The organism is Runella sp. R0.1_18 (assembly GCF_057652155.1).
Map to the genome: position 1 here is coordinate 1 of NZ_JBYFCK010000050.1, position 5,357 is coordinate 5,357.

General features: G+C 44.7%; 2 protein-coding genes. Both read right to left on the minus strand.

What is annotated here, in order from left to right; translation table 11 throughout:
- Nucleotides 1-3,286 (minus strand): choice-of-anchor Q domain-containing protein (locus tag AC23P2_RS30840; protein WP_487776752.1); only part of this gene is annotated, 3,286 nt, incomplete at its 3' end.
- Nucleotides 3,287-3,479: 193 nt separating this feature from the next.
- Nucleotides 3,480-5,198 (minus strand): helix-turn-helix transcriptional regulator, encoded by a 1,719-nt coding sequence (locus AC23P2_RS30845; RefSeq protein ID WP_487776753.1) that lies wholly within the window; start codon nucleotides 5,196-5,198, stop codon nucleotides 3,480-3,482.
- Nucleotides 5,199-5,357 lie beyond the last annotated feature (159 nt).

A 5,357-nucleotide genomic window follows, 5' to 3' on the forward strand; every position in this document is an offset into this window, starting at 1 on the left:
TAGGTGAATCTGATGAATACCACCGTATGGTATGAGCTCCACAATGAGCGGAGAGTGTCACGGTTTCACCTGGACAATCCGTCGTCTTACTCACAGTTACTTGTTGGGGAGGGCCAGGAGGTACACCAATCGTTAACTCAATCGGTGAAGTATAAGTATTTGGGCAATTGGCATCACAGGCCGCTTGGTAGCGGTGAACTTGGTTATTGGAGGACTGGGTAACTGGTGGAATGAGTGACCAGTCGCTCCATGCACCGCTGCCTATTTGAACGCGCCAAACAGGGTTGCCTGAAACACACAAACCCGAAACATTAAACTCCAAACCGTTAACAGAGTTGGCATCCGTGTCGCACACAGTTTGAGTGCTACCTTCATTTAACGTTTGGGCGAAAGCATATAAGCTAATGCTCGGTTTCATAGGATCTGTCAATACAACCGCAGCCGTGGCTGCATTGCTCACGCAAGCCCCATAGGTAGCCACAATCTCTGTATAACTACCCGCACCTAAATTAGGCAAGGTAATCACGCCGCTGCCATCGGAAGTAAAGTTTGCCGCCGACACCGACACGTTATTTTTTTTATAGGTGACACTGTAAGCGGTGTTGTTAAGAAACCCGCTTAGACGAATGTTCCCTTCTGTTCCGCCGCAGGTAGTGGGGTGGCTGACACTCACCGTAGGAGTGACGACTGCGGGTGGAGCTGATTGGTACTCATAGGCACCCAAATCAATCGTGCCTACTTTGCGGTTATTGCCACCTAAATCAACCGTGGTGGAGTTATCAGCATTATTTCCTGCATTGAGGATGGGTGAGCAAGCTTGCAGGCGTAAATCACCTGAAGTTCCAAGCCCTGCCGACGGCTGATTGATAAAAAGCGGATTTTCGGTGCCTTGAAAGCCTCCTACGGCCAAGCCTTCGACGAGGGTATTGGTATAGGTAGGATTGCTCTCACTATCACTACTTTCTACTTCTTTATCGCTGCCAAACTCATATTTGTTTCCCCACAAGATACAGTTTTTGAGGCTCGGTGGGGAATAATAATCATTATATATCCCGCCAGCTTTGGAAATCGCCATATTACCTGAGAAACTACAATTTACAAGGCTTGGCCTACAATTGATTACATTACCCATTCCACCACCATAAACAGCCCGATTACCCAAAAAGATACAATTCACAAGGCTCGGCGAGGATTCGGAAAAGTTATACATCCCGCCACCAAAAGTATATCCCCAATTACCAGAGAAACTGCAATTCGCAAGGCTCGGGGAGGAATCATCGTTACCAATCCCGCCGCCACCAAAAGCAGCCTCATTATCCAAGAAACTGCAATTTACAATGCTTGGCGATGAGGATTTGTTATACATCCCCCCACCCAAACCATCACCGCCAGTATTTCCTCCCGTAATGGTAAAACCATCCAAAAGTGAATTGGAGGTGGTTAGGCCGTTGTTATCATTTAAAATCACATGGTAGCTGTTCTCTCCTTTGCCCGCAGTGGCATCATCTCCGTTTAAATCCCCACTTAAAATGCTTTTGTTGGACACCATTACCGCGGCCGTTCGCTCAGAAAGGTTAGTCTCCGTCCCAGCAAAGCTGCCGTAGATTTTCACTCCAGCTTTCATACTAAAAGAAGCGTTGCGACTTGTACCTGGCTTGTAAGTGCCCTTGGCTACCCAAATTTCCGTGATCTGCGAACAAAGACGGGCATTGGCTAAAGCCGTTTGCAAATCAGTATAAGCCGTAGCCCATGAACTGCCGTCACCATTGGCCGCTGCGGCAGCATTGACATACAGCCGCGTACCTGTCACGGGTGGGCTTTGGGACTCGTAGGCACCCATATCGACCGTGCCGCCAAAACTACGTGGATTACCAATGATATCCGTACTTGCAGCATTCGCATTGGTACCCGCGTTGATGACGGGGGAGCAAGGCAAAAGCTGTAAACCGTCATCCGACGTACCAAAAACGTTATCTGCCCCGTCGGGGTCGGCGGCGTTGACAAATAAAGGATTTTGTGCGTAACGCATCCCGTCTCCTAAGGCAAAACCGCTGCTGTAATTACCGGATTCTAACTGCAATGAGCAATAGTTGAGGCGAATGTTTCCAATATTGTTTTTTATGTCTGGTCCAGTTCCAGTAGCGGTATTTCCCCAAAAAATTCCGTTTTTGTAGAGTATGCTCGTCGCATTATCATTATTATTGAAAACTCCTCCGCCATTGGTAGCCTGATTACCCGAAAAAGTAACGTGGCTAAAAGTAGCGTAGGATAGTTGTGAGCTATAGATTCCCCCTCCGTTTTCTGAAGCAATATTCCCCGAGAAGACGACATTATTGCGATTACCATAAGCGTAATAATCATACATTCCTCCGCCATAACTTGCTTGATTATCAATAAAATAGACATTATTTAGATTTACATTACCATGGTAATTACAAATTCCGCCGCCGTCGCCATCGGCCTTATTTTCCTTAAAAATAACATTGGTAAATGTTGGGGTGAAAGTGGTGGAATTGTACATCCCACCACCTGCGGAAGCCTTATTTCCTTTAAAAAGAACATTATTAAGAACGAGAGTTGAAGTGCTTCCGTTTATCCCACCACCCTTATTAGCTTGATTTTTCTCAAAAGTGCTATTGCTGAGGCTTGGGTAGGAGCCAAGGTTAAAGAGCCCGCCGCCATTACTGGCATTATTACCAAAAAATGTGATATTGGTAAGATTAGGCGAGGAACTCAGATTATACATCCCGCCACCATAATCATCGGCATTGCCCCCTGTAATAGTAAAACCATCCAAAAGCGAATTATCGGTGGTAAGACGATTCCTCCCATCATAAATATTATAAAACACATGGTAACAGTTTTCACCATTATTAGTAATACTCAATGTAGCCCCGCTACCAGTGATGACATCATCCCCGTTCAAATCCCCGCTTAAGATGCTTTGGTTGGCTGTCATCACGGTGGAGGTGCGCTCGGAAAGGTGGGTCTCCGTGCCCGCAAAGCTGCCGTAGATCTTCACCCCAACTTTCATACTAAAAGAAGCGTAGCGACTTGTACCTGGCTTGTAGGTACCTTTGGCCACCCATACCTCTGAGGTCCCCGAGGCATTGATCATCGCCTGTAAATCTGCCGAGGCATTGTCCCACGACGAACCGTCGCCCGTGCCGTTCTGTTTTACGTAGCGGATGGTTTGGGAATGGCTTACAAAAGACATCATAGCCAGTAAAAGTGTCACATACATCCCTCGATTGCGAGGAAAAATCAGTAAGGTAAAGTAAGTCATAAACGTATTGCTGGTTGGCTTAAAGTTTTACAAAATGATTCTAGCATTGCTTGCTGGGCTTGCCTTTAGTAAAGCTACCCCAAGTGCCCCCAAATCGCCAAATTTTAAGCGTTGCAAAAACGTTGCAATTTATAACTACCTGTAAAACTGATAATTACAGCCAACAAAATGAAGAAAACAAAAAAAATCAGCATTATTCCTCTATCCCACCGAGCCATTCATCAAGGCTTTCGTCTTCGGGTAAATTCACTTTTTTACGCAAACGTGACCACGTAGAACGCACACTAACGGGAGAAATCCCTAATACAGCCGCCATTTCCTTGGTAGAAAATTGTAGTTTGGCCAGCGCAATAAAGCGAATTTCGGAAGGGGTAAGATTAGGAAATTTTTCTTTGACGCGATGCAAATATCCTCCATGTACTTTCTCAAAAAGCGTTCTAAATTGTTCCCATTGTACATCCGTCAAAATCGTTGAACGTTGTAATTGGGCGACGACAGCGTCCGAGTCGTCGTTGAGGGGCTTGTCGTACAACTCCTCAATCAGCCTGTTCTTTTCGGTAATACTTTCCGCAAAATGACGTAATTGTTGCGTCGCCAAGTGTAATTCATGTTCTTTTAATTGAAGTTCTTGCCTCGAAATTAGCTGGTTTTGCAAGTACTGCTTCCGCTGTCCATGATAGACATACAGCGCCATCCCAAACCCAACAACTAACAAAAGCAATACCCCATCCCGCTCCCATTCCTTCAATTTCCGTTGCGTTTCAATGCTGGCAATCTCCGCTCGGTGCTGACGCAGTTGGTTGGATTGCACAGCCCGCAAGATTTTGCGCGAACTAAACTGCCGCTCCAAACTGTCGCTGACCCAAGCAGCCGAGTCAGAATACATCATCGCCAACTGCGGTTTGTTGAGACGTACGTACAGTTTCAATAACCACGGATAGAGGCGGTCATAAAGTTCCAACAATTGGAGTCCATCGGCGTGCTTTTTGGCTTCTAACAAATACTTAGCAGCTTCTGCCTCATTGTCATTGAGCAAGGCAATAGCTCCCAAGGTAGTCAGAGCCTTCACTGAGCTGCTCCATTCTTTACGGGGTTTTACAATAGAAAGTGCTTTTGAAAGGAGCGATTCTGCCTGTTGGTATTGCTTTCTGGCAAACGCATTCGCACCCAATTCCCCGTAATTTATCCCCATCCACAAGGTATCTCGTTTGGTAATAGAGGTTTGTAAGGATGCCTTAAAGTAATAATCAGACGAATCCAATTGGTTTAACTTTCGGTAGCAAATAGCGACCAAACCGTAATTTTTACACAAATGCGCCGACTCGCCTACCTCCAACTCACTTTGAATGGCTTCTTTGGCCAGCGAAATGGTTTTATGGTAATCGTCAAAATAATAATACGCATAAGCTAACTCTTTGATACAATTGGTTTTATCAGGAAACGTACGCTTACTTACATTCTTTACGATTTCGTACATTTTCAAAAAATGTTCAAACGCCAACTCATAGTTTTTGACCCGATAAAAATACATGGCGCCGTAGTGTTTTTCTACAGAGGCTTCATGCAACAGGCGCTTTTCTTGCGCTATTTTTAATATACGCTCCAACACAGCCAATGCTTTTTGGTCCGAATATTTCTTTCTGTATAGAAAAAAACTCAACTCGGACATATACGTATCCATCCCTAAGCCCTCATCTTTGTGCTGAAGAGCAAGACGCCTTATCGCTAAAACTTCTCGAAAAAACAGTGCTGAATCATATTCGGCGTTCACCGTTTTTTCTCCCCAAAAATCCCCCCATTCCTTCGCCCTTTCTTGATAGTTTTTATGTAAAAAACGCTCATACTGAGCCCTTCCCTCCAAAGTAATAAGGCATAAAAAAGCAGTATAAATAAGTAACGATTTAAGAGTCATTTTTCAAACTTTGGGTTCTACAGCAAATATATACTGATTACCTATGCTTTTTAACCGAAAAACAATAAGTTTTTTAGGATATATTCGATTTTTTATACCCAAAGAAGTCTTTTAACAAAAAAGGGAGACGCACGATCGTGCGTCTCCCTTTCAGTCAAA

Bases quoted from the DNA above. Each gene is read 5' to 3' on its own strand.
- AC23P2_RS30845 (WP_487776753.1), bottom strand. From the start codon at position 5,198: ATGACTCTTAAATCGTTACTTATTTATACTGCTTTTTTATGCCTTATT.